The following is an 18,312-nucleotide window of genomic DNA, read 5'->3' as shown; positions in this document are numbered from 1 at the left end:
GTTAAACGCTTTAAGCTATTTTCCAGACAACCGCTATGTTTATCCATCATGAGAATGTTCATCGCTCCGGTGTCATACCGGCGAACCGCTCATGAGGTCAATTGTTTCAAATATCCCCAGGGGGAACCTTTGCAAGGTAAAGCGCTCCAAGATTTTGTTGTCGATAAAGTCGACGACCTGAAAGCACAAGACATCATCGCCATTGATGTTAAAGGTAAATCCAGTATCACTGACTGCATGGTTATTTGTACCGGTACATCAAGCCGCCACGTTGTGGCTATCGCAGGACATCTGGTTGAAGAAGTGAAAGCGGCCGGTATGGACGCCATGGGCGTAAAAGGCATTAACGAAGCAGACTGGGTCGTAGTCGATCTGGGCGAAGTCATCGTCCACGTCATGCAGGAAGAAAGCCGTCAGCTTTATGAGCTTGAGAAACTCTGGGGTTAATGCGTGAAACTGCAACTTGTCGCCGTCGGCACAAAAATGCCTGACTGGGTGCAAACCGGTTTTAACGATTACCTGCACCGTTTTCCGAAAGATATGCCGTTTGAACTGACTGAAGTTCCGGCGGGGAAACGGGGTAAGAACGCAGATATCAAACGCATTCTTGAAAAAGAAGGCGAACAGATGCTGGCCGCCGTCGGTAAGGGAAATCGCATTGTGACCCTGGATATCCCAGGCACGCCGTGGGAAACCCCGCAACTGGCACAACAACTGGAACGCTGGAAGCAGGACGGACGAAATGTCAGCCTGTTAATCGGCGGTCCGGAAGGGTTGGCTCCGGCCTGTAAAGCCGCAGCGGAACAGAGCTGGTCGCTCTCTCCGTTGACACTTCCTCACCCGCTGGTTCGGGTTCTGGTCGCGGAAAGTCTTTACCGCGCCTGGAGTATTACCACTAATCATCCATACCACCGCGAATAACGGGTGGTGAATGTCAGCAACATGAATTAAGTAGTGGGATGAAAATAGATCGTAACCCTTTTCGCGACTATACGGCTGAATCAGCCCTCTTTGTGCGCCGTGCACTGGTGGCGTTCATCGGCATTCTGCTACTTAGCGGTATCCTGGCTTTCAATTTGTATAACCTGCAAATTGTTCGCTTTCAGGATTATCAGACCCGTTCCAACGATAACCGCATCAAGCTGGTCCCTATTGCACCAAGCCGTGGCATTATCTATGACCGCAACGGAACCCCGCTGGCGTTAAATCGTACTATTTATCAGCTCGAACTGGTGCCGGAAAAAGTCGATAATCTGCAGGCTACGCTTGAAGGCCTCAAACCTATCGTCGACCTCACGCCTGAAGATATCGATAACTTCAAAAAAGAACGTCAGCGCTCACGGCGCTTTACCTCTATAGCGGTCAAAACAGCGCTGACGGAAGTCCAGGTCGCGCGCTTTTCTGTGAACCAGTTCCACTTCCCCGGCGTTGAAGTCAAAGGCTATCAGCGGCGCTATTATCCTTATGGTTCCGCCCTGACGCACGTTATCGGTTATGTCTCAAAAATTAACGACCGTGATGTGGAACGTCTGGATAAAGACGGTATTCTGGCCAACTACGCAGCCACCCACGACATCGGTAAGCTGGGCATTGAACGCTATTACGAAGATACGCTCCACGGTAAAACCGGCTACGAAGAAGTCGAAGTCAATAACCGTGGACGTGTGATCCGCCAGCTTCATGAAGAACCTCCTCAGGCAGGCAAAGATATCTATCTGACGATTGACCTGCCTTTGCAGCAATACATTGAAGAATTACTGACCGGTAGCCGTGCTGCGGTAGTGGTCACTGATCCGCGGGACGGCGCTATCCGGGCACTGGTTTCTAATCCGAGCTACGATCCCAATCTGTTTGTTGATGGTATCTCCAGCAAAGATTACAGCACGCTGCTTAACGATCCGAACAAGCCTTTGATCAACCGGACAACGCAGGGCGTTTATCCACCGGCCTCAACGGTGAAACCCTACATTGCCGTTTCGGCCCTCACTTCGGGTGTGATCACCAGAAACACGTCACTGTTTGACCCTGGCTGGTGGCAATTACCCGGTTCAGACAAGCGCTATCGTGACTGGAAGCACTGGGGCCATGGACGCCTGAATGTCACAAAATCACTGGAAGAGTCTGCTGATACCTTCTTCTATCAGGTTGCCTATGATATGGGCATCGACAGGCTTTCTGAATGGATGGGAAAATTCGGTTACGGCCAGTACAGCGGCATTGATTTGTCGGAAGAACGCAGCGGCAACATGCCAAACCGCGACTGGAAATTTAAGCGTTTTAAAAAGCCCTGGTATCAGGGTGATACCATTCCGGTGGGTATCGGCCAGGGTTACTGGACCGCAACCCCGGTGCAAATCATGAAAGCTATGACCACACTGATTAATGACGGCAACGTCAAAACGCCGCATTTGTTACTAAGTACTAAAGTTGACGGGCAGCAGGTGCCGTATAAACAGCAGGAAACCACCCAAATTGGGGATGTTCATTCCGGTTATTGGGAAGTTGCCAAAGACGGGATGTACGGCGTAGCTAACCGTCCGAACGGTACCGCCCGCAAATACTTTGCTGATGCGCCTTACAGAGCCGCAGCCAAATCAGGTACAGCACAAGTTTACGGTTTGAAAGCCAATGAAATCTATAATGCACATAAGATTGCTGAGCATCTGCGTGACCACAAGCTGATGACCTCTTTTGCGCCGTTCGACAAACCGACGGTGGCCGTTGCGGTCGTACTGGAAAACGGCGGAGCAGGCCCGGCGGTTGGGACAATTTCGCGCCAGATACTCGACCATATTTTATTGGGCGATAACACGACACAATTACCGGCCGACGCGCCTGCGCCGCCTGGAACCGAAGGTGATTAACCAGCAATGACTGAGAACCAACAAAAAAGATCATTGTGGTCGAAAATGCATATCGACCTGACGATGCTGCTTATTGTGCTTGCACTGCTGACGTACAGTGCTTTCGTGATGTGGAGTGCCAGCGGTCAGGACATGGGCATGATGGAACGCAAAATCGGCCAGATCCTGATGGGTCTGGTGATCATGCTGGTGATGGCACAAATTCCCCCCCGTGTTTATGAAAGCTGGGCGCCCTATCTGTATATATTTTGTGTCTTTCTGTTGGTACTGGTCGATGCATTCGGCAGTATCAGTAAAGGTGCGCAGCGGTGGCTGGATTTAGGGATCATCAAATTCCAGCCTTCGGAGCTGGCGAAAATTGCCGTTCCGCTGATGGTCGCCCGTTTTATCAACCGCGACGTTTGCCCGCCGTCTCTGAAAAATACGGCCATTGCGCTGGCGCTGATTTTCATCCCTACCCTGCTGGTTGCTGCGCAGCCTGACCTCGGGACGTCGATTCTCATCGCCGCATCCGGCTTATTCGTCTTGTTCCTTTCGGGCATGAGCTGGAAACTGATTGCGGTCGCGGCGATTCTGGTTGCCGCCTTTATCCCTATTCTGTGGTTTTTCCTGATGCATGGGTATCAGCGGGATCGCGTCATGATGCTACTTGATCCGGAAAGCGACCCGCTCGGGGCCGGTTACCATATTATTCAGTCAAAAATTGCTATCGGCTCAGGCGGGCTTTCCGGCAAGGGCTGGTTGCATGGCACCCAATCCCAGCTTGAATTCCTGCCAGAGCGACATACCGACTTTATCTTTGCCGTCCTGGCAGAAGAGCTGGGACTGATTGGCGTATTGGTGCTGCTTGGGCTGTACTTATGTCTCATCATGCGTGGCCTGGTCATTGCAGCCAACGCACAAACAACTTTTGGCCGTGTGATGTCCGGCGGATTGATGTTGATTCTGTTCGTTTATGTGTTTGTTAACATCGGTATGGTCAGTGGCATTGTCCCGGTAGTTGGGGTACCTTTGCCTCTGGTCAGCTATGGCGGGTCAGCACTCATCGTGCTAATGGCAGGGTTTGGTATCGTCATGTCGATACATACTCATCGGAAAATGTTGTCGAAGAATTTATAGAGGTGAGCAATGCGTAAGGAGTGGCTTGGAGCTGTCATTATCGGTTTGCTGTTAAGTGGTTGCGCCACTGACGATACTCAGCAACAACAACCGGCACCGCAGCAAGCCTACAACGGCCCGGTGGTGGAAATCGGCGGGGCCGATCCGCGTTACGAACCTTATAACCAGGGCACAATGCAGGATTATACCGTTAATGGTAAAACCTATAAAATAGTCAAAGACCCTTCTAACTTCTCTCAGGTTGGTCAGGCTGCCTGGTACGGGCAGGAAAATGGTAGAAATACCACGGCGACTGGCGAGGAATTCGACCCGACCGCCATGACGGCCGCACATCCAACATTGCCGATACCAAGTTATGTTCGCGTCACCAACATGGCCACTGGCCGTATGCTGGTTGTTCGTGTTAATGATCGTGGCCCGTATGTGCCGGGTAAAATCATTGACTTATCTCAGGCCGCTGCGGATCGTTTAAACCTGACGAATAGTACGAAAGTACGCATTGATTTTATCAACGTTGCACCTGATGGAACACTTTCCGGGCCAGGTACTATCGGTACGACCGTCGCGAAACAATCTTATGCTCTGCCATCGCGTCCAAGTCTCGGTGCCAGTGAGCTGGGGACCCCGACGCTTTCTACTCAACCGGTGAACACCTCTGACGTGCGCCCGATCAGCAACAGTACGCTGAGTAATCCGAACGCAGCACCGCTGACCAACGATGAAGATAACAGCAACGGAAATGTGCCTGCTGCTACAACGATGTCAGGCAACAGCGGCGGCGGTTTTCTGAGTGCTCCTACGCCATTGCGCGCAGGCGTACTTGAAGGCAGCGCACCGGCAACCCCGGTGGTGGCAGCCAGCGCAGCACCGGTTATCGCCTCTGCGGCACCGGTTGCCGCAGCACCCGCGCATACCGCCGCAATTCCATCCTCTGGCTTTATGGTTCAGGTCGGTGCACTCAGCAATGCCCAAAACGCCCAACTGTGGCAAAAAAGCCTCAGCCAGCGCTTCTCTGTTCCGGGAAAAGTTCAGGCTAATGGCAGTACTTACCGCGTCCAGCTCGGGCCGTTCAGTACCCGCCAGCAGGCCGTTCAGTTGCAACAGCGACTGGCCAGTGAAGCCCAGCAGCAGTCTTTTGTCACCGCCAGTATGTAATCTAAAATACGGGGCTCCGGCCCCGTTCTTATAAGTAAAAGTCAGTAAGCGCCGGTAATCGAAGATGTCTGACTTATGACTCTTCTGCTATAGTGGCGCACGTTTATCACTTACTCCCACGGATGTTGTTGTCCCGATCATGAAACTTGTAAATACTTCACGTTTAGTCAAAAGCCTCGCATTTGGCACCGTAATCACTTTCAGTGCAGCGTCCGCCTATGCCGACGATGTTAATCTAAAAACAATGATCCCTGGCGTTCCGCAAATTGATGCAGAAGCCTACGTCCTGATCGACTACAACTCCGGCAAAGTTCTGGCAGAAATGAATGCCGATGCGCGCCGTGACCCTGCCAGCCTGACAAAAATGATGACCAGCTATGTCATCGGTCAGTCTATCAAAGCCGGCAAAATTTCCCCGACTGATATCGTTACCGTCGGCCCGGACGCATGGGCAACCGGTAATCCGGTGTTCAAAGGTTCATCGCTGATGTTCCTTAAACCCGGCGATCGCGTGCCGGTTTCTGAACTTAACCGCGGGATTATCCTGCAATCAGGTAACGACGCTTGCGTCGCGATGGCCGACCACGTAGCCGGAAGTCAGGATGCGTTCGTTGCCATCATGAACAACTACGTGAACGCGCTGGGCCTGAAAAACACCCATTTCGGTACCGTTCATGGTCTGGATGCTGCCGGTCAGTACAGCTCTGCGCGCGACATGGCATTGATTGGCCAGGCGCTGATCCGCGACGTGCCGGAAGAGTACGCTACCTATAAAGAAAAAGAGTTCACGTTCAACAATATCCGCCAGATGAACCGTAACGGTTTGCTATGGGATAACAGCCTGAACGTTGACGGCATCAAAACCGGCCATACCGATTCCGCCGGTTATAACCTGGTGGCATCCGCAACTGAAGGCCAGATGCGCCTGATTTCTGCCGTGATGGGCGGCCATACTTATAAAGGCCGTGAAGTTGAAAGTAAAAAACTGCTGACCTGGGGCTTCCGTTTCTTCGAAACCGTTTCTCCGCTGAAGGCCGGAAAAGAGTTCGCCTCGGAGCCAGTCTGGTTTGGTGATACCGATCGCGTTGCGCTGGGCGTTGAGAAAGATGCTTATCTGACTATCCCGCGTGGCCGCATGAAAGATTTGAAAGCCAGCTACGTGCTGAACACGCCAGAGCTGCACGCACCATTGCAGAAAAATCAGGTTGTTGGCTCCATCAATTTCCAGCTTGATGGTAAAACGATTGATGAACGCCCTCTTGTGGTGATGAACGAAGTGAAAGAAGGCGGTTTCTTCGGTCGTATCGTCGATTATATCAAGCTGATGTTCCACCACTGGTTTGGCTAAGTTGCCCGCTTGAAAAAGTTTGCAACAATCCCCATATAATCGGTATAGATTATGGCTCCCGCTACGGCGGGAGTTATACTTTCAGAGATAATACTTAATACGCTGGAGTGCACATGAAAACCAAACTGAACGAACTGCTCGAATTCCCTTGCTCCTTTACCTACAAAGTAATGGGCCTGGCACAACCCGAGCTGGTAGACCAGGTTGTGGAAGTCGTGCAACGCCATGCGCCTGGCGACTACAATCCTCAGGTAAAACCGAGCAGTAAAGGGAATTACCACTCCGTTTCAATTACGATCACCGCCACCCACATCGATCAGGTCGAAACTCTGTATTCTGAGTTGGGTAATATCGAAATTGTCCGCATGGTGCTGTAAGCCCTTTCTGACCGGCCCGCGCGAGAGAAACTCTGTCGCGCGTTTTCCCTCCTCCTACTGACGATAACTGCCGTGCAATCACATAATCCGCAAGAACGTATCGTACTGCGCCAGCTTGGCCTTCAGCCGTATGAGCCTGTCTCTCTGGCCATGCACCATTTCACTGAGCACCGGAACGCCGACTCACTGGACGAAATCTGGCTGGTTCAGCATCCGCGCGTATTTACTCAGGGTCAGGCAGGAAAGGCAGAGCACGTTTTAATGCCCGGCGATATTCCGGTTATTCAGAGCGATCGCGGCGGTCAGGTCACGTATCACGGACCGGGCCAGCAGGTGATGTACGTGATGGTCGATTTAAAGCGGAAAAAACTGGGCGTCCGTCAGTTAGTCACGGCTATCGAACAAACCGTAGTAGATACGCTGGCGCACTTTTCTATCGATGCCTATCCGCGAGCTGATGCGCCCGGCGTTTATGTCGATGGAAAAAAGATTTGTTCGCTGGGGTTACGTATCCGTAAAGGGTGCTCCCTGCACGGTCTGGCATTGAATATCGATATGGATCTGGAGCCCTTCCACCGTATTAATCCGTGCGGATATGCCGGTCTGGAAATGACACAGGCCAGCCGGGAGAAACCGGGGCTAACCGTCGATCAGGTCATGCCCGTGCTGGTGAAATCGTTCAATCATCGCCTGGATTACCAACAGGTTGACTATCTCCCGTGGCAACTTGAACAATATGCCACATCCCCTCTGTGATTTTGCTTCCAGTTAATTGATAAATAAACGCATTTACACTTAATTCTGTTTTAGTATCGTCAACTGGCTTCCCGGCAGTTCATCGCTTACGGATAAGCGCACTCCCCGGCAAACATCTGCCGGGACAGTTCTATCACTGTCAGGAATGTTATATGGATAATAAAAATATTAGCGCCAGCCTGAATAAGCTTCACAAACTCGACCTCAATTTACTCACCGTTTTTGAAGCCGTGTACTTGCATAAAGGCATCGTCAATGCGGCGAAAGCACTGAAACTGACACCGTCCTCGGTGAGCCAGTCCATTCAAAAGCTACGTAATACATTTCCGGATCCGCTTTTTATCCGCAATGGTCAGGGAATAAGCCCGACAACTTATGCCACAAATCTGCACAATCATATCAGCCAGGGGCTTAACGCCATTCTGACCGGCCTGGACTTCACGCACGATAACGATAAATCACGCGTTCTGACGGTCAGTTGTTATCCCTTTGTCGCCCTGATTACTTTTCCGCTGATCCTCAAAGAACTGAAGAAGATTAACAACAACTACACACTGAAACACCTGCCACTGAATGACCCTGAAGATACCCTTATTCAGCATCGTGCAGACCTGGTGATCGATATCAGCCCGTTATTCAACAAATCACTCAAAGGCATAAAGCTGATGTCGGATAACACGGTTTTCGTTTGCAGCAAAAACCATCCGGTGCTGGATAAAACACTCTCTGCGGAGCAGGCGCAGGTGATGCCACAAACAGCGATAATGACCAATGCCAGTGATCTCAAAAGGATGCACTTCGAGCTCAGCGAATCACTCCCCGAGCGGCCTGTCGTGTTTACCAGTTACAATGCCATCAATATTCTCTCCATGGTGGCCAGTACTGATTTAGTGGGCATTTTGCCGGAAAAAATGGTCGAGCTTTTCAAAGAGACATTTCCGGTTCAAATCCTGGAATGTGAAATTCCCCCGCTGGGCTACGACATCATCATGTATTACAACAAAACGGTGAAGGATGATAAGACGCTGAGTATGATTATCACCGCGATCGGCCAGGCTTTTGCCCACCAGGAAGCCTCTTCGGATAAATAGGCGCTGACTCTAAAAATATTTACACACCATTAACACCGCACAGACCATGCCCGCAGGAAATAGCATTCCCCATTATTTTCAATAAATTAATCTCATTTCACCTTTACGTTTTCGAGAGTAATTCTTATTTAAGGTTAAAAAATTGCAGCATTTAGCACTTCCAGCCATGACGAAGGGCTGAACGTGAGGATGCTTCGATGATATAATTTCCGCATTATTTCTACTTTTTTTGATGAATCAGCCAGTTCATTGAATGTCCTGAAAAAACTCGAGTTACAAGAGACGAACCTGGAAGCTGCAAGATTATGAGTAAACCGATTCAGATGGAACGCGGCGTCAAATACCGCGATGCAGATAAGATGGCGTTAATCCCGGTGAAAACCGTGGTCAGTGACCGGCAGGAAATGTTACGTAAGCCGGCATGGATGAAAATCAAGTTGCCTGCTGACTCAACAAAAATTCAGGGCATTAAATCCGCACTTCGTAAGAATGGCCTTCACTCCGTTTGTGAAGAAGCCGCATGCCCGAACCTTTCAGAGTGCTTTAACCACGGCACAGCGACCTTCATGATCCTTGGCGCCATTTGTACCCGCCGCTGCCCGTTCTGCGACGTGGCACACGGTCGCCCGACCGCGCCGGATGCCAATGAGCCGGAAAAACTGGCACAAACCATCGCGGATATGGGATTACGTTATGTCGTCATCACCTCGGTTGACCGTGATGATTTACGTGACGGTGGTGCGCAGCACTTTGCCGACTGTATCACGGCGATCCGCGCTAAAAATCCGACCATCAAAATCGAGACGCTGGTTCCAGATTTCCGTGGACGCATGGATCGCGCGCTGGATATCCTCAATGCCAGCCCGCCGGATGTGTTTAACCACAATCTGGAAAACGTGCCGCGTGTTTACCGCCAGGTTCGTCCGGGCGCTAACTACGAGTGGTCACTGACGTTGCTGCAGCGCTTCAAAGAAGCACATCCCGAAATCCCGACAAAATCAGGTCTGATGGTCGGTTTGGGTGAAACTAACGAAGAAATCATTGAAGTGATGCGTGATTTGCGCCGCCACGGTGTCACGATGCTGACACTCGGCCAGTACTTGCAGCCAAGCCGCCATCACCTGCCAGTGCAACGTTATGTCAGCCCGGAAGAGTTCGATCAGATGAAAGAAGCGGCGATGGAAATGGGCTTCACGCACGCCGCCTGCGGCCCGTTTGTGCGTTCTTCTTATCATGCAGATCTGCAAGCCAAAGGGCTGGAAGTCAAATAATAGCCGGCGCAGCGCACAAGCGCTGCGTTTAATATTTTGTTACTTCTTCATGCTTACAGGCAAAAAAAGGTTGTTCGCAAGAACAACCTTTTTTACATCGGGGAGGCACAGAAAAGACTTTCGTACGATAACTCAGTCTTTGTGCTCGACGCGTTCAGCCGGTTTTTCTTCGGCTGTCGTTTTTTCAGCGGGGGCAGGGTCATCGTTCATGGCTTTCTTGAAGCCACGCAGTGCAGCACCCAGGTCACCGCCCAGAGAACGCAGTTTGCTGGTACCGAACAACAGAACGATCAGCACGCCGACCACCAACAATTTAGTAATACTTAAACCTTCCATACATACCTTCTTTACACTGAGTGCTGGAAAACAGCAGTGGCAATTTGCCGTTATTAACGGCCATTCGCGACGTTAATACAACCCGAAAATGTAACAGAACGGATCCAGAACTGTGCGCATTGTGACCATAGTGAGTTATTATGAGCGTGAATATGATACTCATAAAGTAATTCTGTCTTTATTTGCAGCCAGATGGCTTTAAAATTGATTTCGACCAGATTTATTCACCTGGGTTAACTTGCCCTGTAATGAGAACCGATGCCGAAAAAGCTTCATACGACTCTGGTCAACGATACTCACCATTCCGGGCTGCGTTTCGCGAAACGGACTTATTTGCCCCGTATTGTCGGGCTTGGCACGGGTAGCTTTTGCGTCGGCTCAGTGATGATTGAGCACACAACGCCAGGCTGGTTATGGTTATTACTGTTTATCAACGGGTTTATCTGGCCCCACATTGCCTACTGGAAAGCCAAACATTCATCGGCCCCTTTCCGCAGTGAAATCCACAACCTTCAGGCTGATGCGGTTTTTGGGGGGATCTGGATTGCCATCATGGGGTTCAATGCCCTGCCCTCGGCCACCATTTTTGCCATGATGGGCATGAATAATATCTCTGCAGGCGGAAAGTCGTTATTCTTCCGGTGCGCTACCGCGCAAATCACGGCTGCTCTGGCATTATTATTTGTCGCCGAACTTCCTTTCCAGCCACAAACTACGCCCTTCCAGCTCTATCTTTGCCTGCCGATGATCATGATTTACCCTATTTTTCTGGGAAACGTGACTTACAGGACGTCCCGCAAACTGGCTGAACATAAGCAGGCCATTATGCAAATCAGCGTACGCGATGGCCTGACGGGCCTATACAATCGTCGCCATTGGGAATCACTGCTAAGCAATGAACTGGAAAGCTTTCGCCGCTACCGGCACAAAACGACGCTGATCCTGATCGACATTGACAGTTTCAAAGCCATTAATGATAGCTACGGCCACAGCGTGGGCGATCAGGCCATTATTTTGCTGGCACAGGAGCTAAAACAAACCATGCGCGCCGCCGATATCATCGGGCGCTTTGGCGGTGACGAATTTGCCGCTATTTTACCGCACAGCACCAAACTACAGGCCAAACGCGCGATAGAGCGTCTGCAAAGCCGCCTGGCTAACAACCTGTTCCCGCAGCATCCGCAACTGCATATCCATATCAGCGCAGGAATTGCCGAATGTGATGATACACAGGAAACCCCCACGCAATGGCTGAATGCGGCAGACCACGCATTATATGAAGCGAAAAAAAACGGGCGAAACCGGGTAGAAATCGCAGAGTAACGTTTTCTGCAGCCCCGGATTCAACCCGTGTTTCGTCAGATAAAGCGGCTCAGGAAAGCCTGCGTTCTCGGATGCTGAGGGTTCACCAACACATCATCAGCCGCCCCCTGTTCGACAACAACCCCGCGATCCATGAACACCACGCGATCGGCGGCTTCTTTCGCAAAACCAATCTCATGGGTCACGACAATCATCGTCAGCCCTTGTTGCGCCAGATCTTTCATCGTGGCTAACACCTCCCCCACCAGTTCCGGGTCAAGCGCCGACGTGGGCTCATCAAACAGCATCAGCTTAGGTTTGACTGCCAGAGCGCGGGCAATAGCAACACGCTGCTGCTGGCCGCCTGAAAGATGCCGCGGATATGCTTCCGCTTTATCGCTCAGACCGACTTTTTGCAGCAACTCCCGGGCATATTTCTCCGCCTCATGACGACTTTCTTTATGGACTCCCACCGGCGCTTCAATGATGTTTTGCAGCACGGTCATGTGGGGATAAAGATTGAATTGCTGGAAAACCATACCGATATCACGACGCTGGCGCGCAATCGCCCGCTCAGACAGTTTGTGCAGGCGGTCACCACGCAGTTCATAACCGATTTGTTCACCGCCGACCATAATAGAGCCGCGATCGATATCTTCCAGATGATTAATACAGCGCAGGAATGTCGATTTACCCGAGCCAGATGGCCCGAGGATCACAACAACTTCACTCGGTTTAACATCGAGATCAATCCCCTTCAGCACTTCGTTATCACCGTAACTTTTATGTATGTTACGGGCGACGACCAGAGAAGCCTGTTCGGATGACTGCGCGTCGGATGGCATTTGACTCATAAGTCCTCCTTTTGGGCCAGGCCCGGTGAATTGATGATCGGCGTGGCTTTCTCTTCCGTCTTGCCCGGACGTCGTTTTACGCCTGGCAACGTGCGGCGGGTGCCACGGGAATAATAGCGCTCAATCGCTGACTGCCCGAGATTCAGCAATGACGTAATAAACAAATACCAGATCACAGCAACCATCAGCATCGGCACCACTTCAAACGTGCGGTTGTAGACGGTTTGTACCGAATACAGCAAATCTCCCATGGCGATAACGCTGACCAGCGACGTCGCTTTGATCATGCTGATCAGCTGGTTTCCCGTCGGCGGAATGATTGAACGCATAGCCTGAGGAATGATAATCCGACGCAGCGCGCGCCCGCGGCTCATCCCAAATGCCTGAGCCGTTTCCGCCTGCCCGTTATCAACAGACAACAAGCCGGCACGGATGATTTCCGCCATATAAGCGGCTTCATTCAGCGCCAGCCCGGCAATCGCGGCGGTCAGCGGCGTGATCAGATCATTGGTATTCCAGCTCATATATTCCGGGCCGAACGGGATCCCTAAAACCACACGGGGGAATAACGTCGACATGTTGTACCAGAACAACAGCTGAACCAGCAGCGGCGTGCCACGGAAAAACCAGATGTACAAACCGGCCAGTTTGCGCAGCAGCAGGCTGTCAGATAAACGGGCAATCGCCAGCATCAGGCCGATGAAGACACCAAGTACCATCGAAACCACGGTAAGGCCGAGCGTAACGCCCAGGCCTTTGATGATCGAACCTTCTGTAAACCACTGTGCAACAACATGCCATTCGAAATTGGGGTTGTGGGAAACCGCCCAAATCACATCAGCGGCAATCAGTAACACAACTATCCAGGCAATCCAGCGGCCGTAGTGACGCGATGCATGGGAAAACTCAACGTTACGTCGAGGATCCTGCGTATAGTCGTCCTTGACTGCCGGCTTTGAACTATACGTTTTATCAGTCATTTAGCCTGCGCCTTTGCCAGGTTGATGCCCGGTGCTGGAATCATATTGCCTTCCAGGCCCCATTTTTTCATGATGATGGCGTAAGTGCCGTTATCGAACAACTTCTGATAACCGGCCAGAATCGCATCACGCACAGGGGAATCTTTAGCCACCACGGTGCCCTGGAAAATATCACCAAAGCCGTTGGATTTTCCGGTACCGGTCAGTTCCAGCTGGCCATTCGCTTTCTCAACGAAATAGGTCAGCGGTGCCTGAGAAGAGAAGAAAGCATCAGAGCGATTGGAGCGGACCGCCAGAATAGACGTTGGCTGATCGCTGAAAGATTGAACTGTCACCGCCGGTTTACCGTCTTTCACACAAACATCAGATTGCTTGCGGATCACCTGCTCAGCAGAACCGCCCGCCATGACGGCAATACGTTTACCGCAGGTGTCGTCCAGAGAATTAATCTTTTCCGGATTGCCTTTGCGCACGCCAAACACCACGTATTCTTTTACAAAGTCGATGAAATCATTCTTTGCCTGACGGTCCGGGTAATCACCGATCGGGCCAATGCCCATCTGATAACGCCCTGCGGCCATGCCGCTGAGGATGCCGGATAAACCGCTGACAGAGGCATGTTCAATTTTTACGCCCATCACTTCGGCCAGCGCATGCGCCAGATCCGCACTCGCCCCATCGAGGCCATTAGCGCCAGTCACAATTTCATATGGAGGGAAAGAGCCATTGTTCACGGAGGTCATGACGCCTGACTTCTGGATATCTGCAGGTAATTTAGCGTGGATCGCCGGATCCATCGTCTGAGTCGGAATTGTCACATTTTCAGCAGCAAAGGCATTTATGGAAGATACGGAAAGTAATGCAGCAGTCAGTACAGCAGCCTGACGTAGTTGTTTTGCCATCATTCTCTTATTCCTCTGTCTAAAAAATCGGTCTGTGAGTTTATGAGTGTTGTGTATTTATAGTGAGTACCTTCCGTGGCAAGTTTCCGGATGTTTCTTTTACTGATAACGCGTTCCCTGGTGAGGGCGCGGTACTGCTTGAAACCTGAACGGCTACCGTTGAGGACCGGCAGCCGGCAGGTTTAGTCGTTACGCAACTGCGGTAAACCAAAACGACGGTTCGCCAGCACCGGCAACACTTTACGGGCATGCGCCAGACGATCTTTATCCAGTTCAGCAAACACCAGTGCGGGTGCTTCTGCTGCGCGGGCAATCGCCACGCCCAGAGGATCGACGACCATGCTATTCCCAATATTGCGCTCGCCACATTCGCCCACGGCCACCATATACGTGGTGTTTTCCAGTGCGCGTGCCGTGACCAGCACTTCCCAATGCATCTCTTTCAACGGGCCTTTGACCCATGCAGCTGGCAATACCAGCACGTCTGCGCCATCAAGCACCAGACGACGCGCGAGTTCAGGGAAACGGACGTCATAGCAGGTCATCAGGCCGACATTAAAACCGGCGACGTTAACCAGCGGCGGAACATCGTCGCCAGGCGTTACGTTTTTGGATTCCTGAGAAGAGAATGCATCATAAAGATGTAACTTCTGATATTCAGAAATAATTTCACCATTACGGATAGAAATCAGTACGTTAAACGCACGTCCATCTGGCGCTGGCGTATGTACGCTCATCATGGTGGTCATCTGATTGCCACGGCTTGCGGCAACGAGCTGGCTGACAAACGGGCCATCCAGCGGCTGCGCGGCTTTCAGAACCAAATCCGGATCGGTGATATCGCGAGCCAGAATACCTTCCGGCAAGACCAGTAGATCCACGCCTGCTTCCAGAGATTTCGCCATCAGCGAAAGGCAGGTTTCAACGTTGGCTTCCCACTCGCGGGAAACAGCAAACTGACCTAATGCAACTTTCATTTTGACTCTCCCGTCACTTTTGCGTGGCGAACTGAGGGAACAAATCAGCCGGCGTCAGGCGCTGCGCCGTCAGCCCCTGGACATGTAATTCCTGAGCAAAATCATCAATCATTTTTTCATTGGCAGCGAAACCGTTTGCGTTCCAGTCCGCCGGTAAATCAACCACCGTACGACGCAGGTCGTCCAGCAGCCACGGTGTGGTATCGGCATATTTCGCGCGTTTATCCATCCAGACCTGATAAGAACGGTCAATGATTTCACTCAGCGCCTGCGGCAGCCACGGATGCTCTTCGGCCAGCACGGGTTTGATGGCCAGCAGATGAATACCGGGGATGTAACCTACGCGGTTGAAATAGGCCAGTTCTGCCGCGCGAAAATCGGGCTGGAACTGGCGGAAACCTGAACCAGGCTTGAAGAAACCATCAGGCATGAAAGGCGTGAAAATGGCGTCCAGCCAGCCTTCCTGCAACAGTTCCATCATAGGACGTTCTTCCGGTACGGCTTCGATGCGCCCTTCACGGCCAAACCCGGCCAGACGGTCGACAATCGGATGCGCAGCCGTCAGGCGGCCAACGTACCAGTTTGCATCTTCGATACCGACACCTTCCAGCGCCAGTAGCGTTCGTGTCCAGGTGTTACCTGAGTCCTGCCAGCCGGTCAGGCCAATGCGTTTACCCGCCAGTTGGGAAAGTTCAGTCAGCGGGCTGTCTTCACGGGTGATGATGCAGCGCTGGCGGAAGCCGCGCATCAGGAAGTGTGGGATCGCCAGCAGATCAGATTCACCGCGAGCCCGCCCTTGTGCATAACGGCTGAAAGACACTTCACCCGCATCATATTTGTCGCTGGTGGCCAGGTTATCAACCAAAGTCCCCACGCGGTCTATCTCAAGATTGAAACCTTCCGGTTTAAGGTCGCCTAACGCCAGCGGCGTAAAATAATCCCAGTCACGAACTGCCAGCCTGATGGTAATCGTCACATCTATCCCCTTAAGTGTCAGCATGGTTGATATGCAGAAAAACAACTGTGCGTTTACAAACCCTATCGAAAACGCACCAGATTCTTTTACGAAGGAGATCATCTTCACTGCATTGTGATTATTTTATCGCCTCCGTTGGCTAAGTTTGATACTAATGGCATAAATTAATATGTACAATAGAATCTTTGTTACTGAACAAAAGGCGAAAAAATGGCAGAAAACTCTCTTGAAAAAACGCTGGATGCGGGTTGGTTAGCAACGCAACTTCAGGATCGTTCCATGCGGGGCATTGCCATTGAGACTGCGGCGATGATCCGTTCCGGCGTCATCGAGATTGGCACACACCTGCCTGCCGTACGGGAGCTGGCACTGGCGCTCGGCGTGAGCCCGGCCACGGTATCTGCCGCCTGGGGACAGCTGCGCCGCCAAAAAGTGATTGCAGGGCGAGGCCGCAACGGCGTCTGGGTGTGTGGTGACATGCTGTCGCCACGGCCAGCTCGGTTTGAAAAAATCGGCAATTTTGGCGAACATATTATTGCCGATCTGGCGCTGTCATCACCCGACCCTGCTCTGTTGCCGGATTTACGCGAAGCCATGCAGCACGGCGTTGACGCAGATAATCTGAACAGCTATCAGCGCGAAGCCATCGCGCCTTCTCTGCTGGAAGCCGCACGTCACGACTGGCCTTACGACGCACCGGCGTTTATGTCTGCCGACGGCGGATTTGACGGTATGAACCTCACACTGCAAACCCTGCTGATGCAGGGCTCAGTGGTTGCAATTGAAGACCCGACGGCAACACGCCTGCTGGATATGCTGGATAACCTCGGTGCACAGGTTATCCCGGTGAAATGCGATGAGTTCGGGCCCATACCGGAATCCCTGGCTCAGGCACTGCTCAAAAATCCTTCTGCATTTATTTTTCAACCGCGCACGCATTCCCATTGCGGGCACGCTATCAATGCAGAACGCTATGCTGCGCTGGTGGGAATTCTCAGCCAAAGCAATACGCTGATTATTGAGGATGATGGTATCGGGCAATTATCCTGTCATCCACCGCTCAGCATGGGCAGTAAATTGCCTGACCGCACAGTGCATGTTCGATCCTATTCCAAAGCATACGGCCCCGATTTACGGCTGGCGGTTATCTCCGGGTCGAATGATTTAATCAAACAAATCAAATCATTCCGTAATTTTGGTGCTGGCTGGTCAAGCCGGATTTTGCAGGAAGCGCTGGCCTGGCTTATCAAAGATCCTAAAACACAGGAAGGTATTTCACTCGCCAAAAATACCTATGCAAAACGCCGTAAAGCAATGTCGGATGCCCTGCGCATTCGTGGTGTGAATATCCCTGAACGTGACGGACTGGCGATGTGGATCCCGGTGCCGTCCGAGCAGTTCGCACTGGTCACTCTGGCCGCGCGGGGCATTGCCGTATTGCCCGGCGAGCGCAGCCGCATCGGGCCGGGGCAGTTTATTCGCATCAGCACCAGCCAGATGAAACCTGAGCAGGTTGATCTGATTGCCGATGCCATCGTACTGGCGTTAGGTGCCTGAGGCCCTCAGCGAGGGGGGAGCTTTTTAAGCAGATATTTAGGCGACTCCCCGTACCCTGCCCGTGCATAAAACTGGTGAGCACGCACACGGCGGGTATGGCTGTGAACTTCCATCCGGTCGCAGCCACGCTCTGCGGCCAACCGTTCAGCTTCATCTACCAGTTTTTGACCTATGCCACTACCGCGGTACAGGTCGCTAACGCATAAATAGCTGATACGACAAAATTCTCCGGCCAGTGCGATTTGTGGAATAAAATGCAGCGAAATAAAACCGACGGCATTGCCTTCTATTTCAGCCACCAGCAGGCGGCTGTCCGGATTGGCGGCCATTTTCGCCACACGTTCTGCTATCGCTTCAGGCTGATTGGGATAATCCAGATCCCCAAGTAATTGCGCCAAAATCTGTGCATCCGTTACCACACCTTCTCTGATTAACATGGCATTTCCC

Annotated in this window: 19 protein-coding genes; 12 read left to right on the top strand and 7 right to left on the bottom strand. The window is 51.8% G+C overall.

All coding sequences use genetic code 11. The annotated features are described in order from the left end of the window. Positions 1 to 129 precede the first annotated feature (129 nt). The 10 genes from rsfS (at position 130) to lipA (ending at position 9,981) form a co-directional block, all read left to right on the top strand. Positions 130 to 447 (top strand): ribosome silencing factor, encoded by a 318-nt coding sequence (gene rsfS / locus CWS43_RS04540; protein ID WP_101075665.1) that lies wholly within the window; start codon positions 130 to 132, stop codon positions 445 to 447. Positions 448 to 450: 3 nt separating this feature from the next. Further along, positions 451 to 921: a 23S rRNA (pseudouridine(1915)-N(3))-methyltransferase RlmH gene (gene rlmH, locus CWS43_RS04535; protein WP_013576495.1), complete on the top strand. Its 471-nt coding sequence runs from the start codon at positions 451 to 453 to the stop codon at positions 919 to 921. Positions 922 to 959: 38 nt separating this feature from the next. Continuing rightward, the gene (gene mrdA, locus CWS43_RS04530) at positions 960 to 2,864 is read left to right on the top strand and encodes a peptidoglycan DD-transpeptidase MrdA (protein ID WP_101075664.1); all 1,905 of its coding nucleotides are present in this window, start codon (positions 960 to 962) and stop codon (positions 2,862 to 2,864) included. Between the two features lie 6 nt (positions 2,865 to 2,870). Then, positions 2,871 to 3,983 carry a peptidoglycan glycosyltransferase MrdB gene (gene mrdB, locus CWS43_RS04525; protein ID WP_101075662.1) on the top strand — a complete coding sequence of 371 codons (1,113 nt, stop codon included), beginning with the start codon at positions 2,871 to 2,873 and terminating at the stop codon, positions 3,981 to 3,983. A gap of 9 nt (positions 3,984 to 3,992) precedes the next feature. After that, the gene (gene rlpA / locus CWS43_RS04520; RefSeq protein WP_101075660.1) at positions 3,993 to 5,138 is read left to right on the top strand and encodes an endolytic peptidoglycan transglycosylase RlpA; all 1,146 of its coding nucleotides are present in this window, start codon (positions 3,993 to 3,995) and stop codon (positions 5,136 to 5,138) included. Positions 5,139 to 5,277: 139 nt separating this feature from the next. Next, complete coding sequence (dacA, locus tag CWS43_RS04515; RefSeq protein WP_101075658.1) at positions 5,278 to 6,486, top strand: D-alanyl-D-alanine carboxypeptidase DacA; 1,209 nt, start codon at positions 5,278 to 5,280, stop codon at positions 6,484 to 6,486. Positions 6,487 to 6,599: 113 nt separating this feature from the next. Beyond that, positions 6,600 to 6,863 (top strand): DUF493 family protein YbeD, encoded by a 264-nt coding sequence (gene ybeD / locus CWS43_RS04510; protein WP_101075657.1) that lies wholly within the window; start codon positions 6,600 to 6,602, stop codon positions 6,861 to 6,863. 72 nt (positions 6,864 to 6,935) lie between these two features. Then, positions 6,936 to 7,619: a lipoyl(octanoyl) transferase LipB gene (gene lipB / locus CWS43_RS04505; protein WP_101075654.1), complete on the top strand. Its 684-nt coding sequence runs from the start codon at positions 6,936 to 6,938 to the stop codon at positions 7,617 to 7,619. Positions 7,620 to 7,771: 152 nt separating this feature from the next. Continuing rightward, positions 7,772 to 8,710: a YbeF family transcriptional regulator gene (locus CWS43_RS04500; protein WP_101075652.1), complete on the top strand. Its 939-nt coding sequence runs from the start codon at positions 7,772 to 7,774 to the stop codon at positions 8,708 to 8,710. A gap of 305 nt (positions 8,711 to 9,015) precedes the next feature. Continuing rightward, positions 9,016 to 9,981, top strand: a complete 966-nt coding sequence (lipA, locus tag CWS43_RS04495) for a lipoyl synthase (RefSeq protein WP_101075651.1) — start codon at positions 9,016 to 9,018, stop codon at positions 9,979 to 9,981. Between the two features lie 132 nt (positions 9,982 to 10,113). Here the strand turns inward: lipA and tatE are convergent, their stop codons facing one another. Then, on the bottom strand, positions 10,114 to 10,317 hold the full coding sequence (tatE, locus tag CWS43_RS04490) for a twin-arginine translocase subunit TatE (RefSeq protein WP_095921144.1): 204 nt from the start codon (positions 10,315 to 10,317) through the stop codon (positions 10,114 to 10,116). Between the two features lie 258 nt (positions 10,318 to 10,575). On the opposite strand from tatE, the gene CWS43_RS04485 reads away from it, so the two are divergent. Then, positions 10,576 to 11,640 carry a diguanylate cyclase gene (locus tag CWS43_RS04485; RefSeq protein ID WP_101075649.1) on the top strand — a complete coding sequence of 355 codons (1,065 nt, stop codon included), beginning with the start codon at positions 10,576 to 10,578 and terminating at the stop codon, positions 11,638 to 11,640. Positions 11,641 to 11,675: 35 nt separating this feature from the next. Here CWS43_RS04485 and CWS43_RS04480 read toward each other — a convergent pair whose 3' ends face one another. From CWS43_RS04480 to CWS43_RS04460, 5 genes are all read right to left on the bottom strand, one after another. Next, positions 11,676 to 12,473 carry an amino acid ABC transporter ATP-binding protein gene (locus tag CWS43_RS04480; protein WP_101075647.1) on the bottom strand — a complete coding sequence of 266 codons (798 nt, stop codon included), beginning with the start codon at positions 12,471 to 12,473 and terminating at the stop codon, positions 11,676 to 11,678. Then, on the bottom strand, positions 12,470 to 13,453 hold the full coding sequence (locus tag CWS43_RS04475) for an amino acid ABC transporter permease (RefSeq protein WP_101075645.1): 984 nt from the start codon (positions 13,451 to 13,453) through the stop codon (positions 12,470 to 12,472). Before CWS43_RS04475 ends, CWS43_RS04480 begins: the two co-directional genes overlap by 4 nt. Beyond that, positions 13,450 to 14,358, bottom strand: coding sequence for an ABC transporter substrate-binding protein (locus CWS43_RS04470; protein ID WP_101075643.1), 909 nt, complete (start codon positions 14,356 to 14,358; stop codon positions 13,450 to 13,452). The genes CWS43_RS04475 and CWS43_RS04470 overlap by 4 nt, the downstream gene beginning before the upstream one ends. 179 nt (positions 14,359 to 14,537) lie before the next feature. Further along, positions 14,538 to 15,332, bottom strand: coding sequence for a deaminated glutathione amidase (locus CWS43_RS04465; protein WP_101075641.1), 795 nt, complete (start codon positions 15,330 to 15,332; stop codon positions 14,538 to 14,540). Positions 15,333 to 15,345: 13 nt separating this feature from the next. Further along, positions 15,346 to 16,308 carry a nitrate ABC transporter substrate-binding protein gene (locus CWS43_RS04460; RefSeq protein WP_101075638.1) on the bottom strand — a complete coding sequence of 321 codons (963 nt, stop codon included), beginning with the start codon at positions 16,306 to 16,308 and terminating at the stop codon, positions 15,346 to 15,348. 210 nt (positions 16,309 to 16,518) lie between these two features. On the opposite strand from CWS43_RS04460, the gene CWS43_RS04455 reads away from it, so the two are divergent. Beyond that, the gene (locus CWS43_RS04455; RefSeq protein ID WP_101075636.1) at positions 16,519 to 17,865 is read left to right on the top strand and encodes an aminotransferase class I/II-fold pyridoxal phosphate-dependent enzyme; all 1,347 of its coding nucleotides are present in this window, start codon (positions 16,519 to 16,521) and stop codon (positions 17,863 to 17,865) included. Between the two features lie 5 nt (positions 17,866 to 17,870). Here CWS43_RS04455 and CWS43_RS04450 read toward each other — a convergent pair whose 3' ends face one another. Then, positions 17,871 to 18,302 (bottom strand): GNAT family N-acetyltransferase, encoded by a 432-nt coding sequence (locus CWS43_RS04450; RefSeq protein ID WP_101075634.1) that lies wholly within the window; start codon positions 18,300 to 18,302, stop codon positions 17,871 to 17,873. Positions 18,303 to 18,312 lie beyond the last annotated feature (10 nt).

The organism is Rahnella sp. AA (genome assembly GCF_002834385.1).
In the GTDB taxonomy this organism is placed as follows: domain Bacteria; phylum Pseudomonadota; class Gammaproteobacteria; order Enterobacterales; family Enterobacteriaceae; genus Rahnella.
Note: the sequence above shows the minus strand (reverse complement) of the source record. Positions and strands in the feature narration are given on the sequence as shown.